General features: G+C 63.7%; 1 protein-coding gene. It reads right to left on the minus strand.

The window, feature by feature from the left end; translation table 11 throughout:
* Positions 1 to 388: FAD-dependent oxidoreductase (locus tag A6M56_RS21265; RefSeq protein WP_286758401.1), on the minus strand; the 388-nt coding region annotated here is incomplete at both ends.

Raw genomic sequence — 388 nt, forward strand, 5'->3', positions numbered from 1 at the left:
TTCCGGCAGCGCTTCCACCGCCACCGTCTTGGTCCTGGTCATCACCTTGCCGAACCGCTTGTCATTGAACTTCTGCCAGACCTTGACCATGTCGCGGTCCGCACCCTGCATCAGGCCGTCCATCATCTCGACCACGTCGATGCGCGCGCCCAGCGTCGAATACACGGTCGCCATTTCCAGGCCGATGATGCCGCCGCCGATCACCAGCATGCGCTTCGGAATCGCGCGCAGCTCAAGCGCGCCGGTGGAGTCGACAATGCGCGGATCCTCCGGCACGAACGGCAGCTTCACCACCGACGAGCCGGCGGCGATGATGGCCTGCTTGAATTGAACGGTCTTCTTGCTGCCGTCGGCGGCGGCAACTTCCAGGTGGTTCGGACTGACGAAC

Origin of the sequence: Ralstonia sp. RL (genome assembly GCF_001683835.1) — a bacterium.
Taxonomy (GTDB): domain Bacteria; phylum Pseudomonadota; class Gammaproteobacteria; order Burkholderiales; family Burkholderiaceae; genus Ralstonia; species Ralstonia mannitolilytica.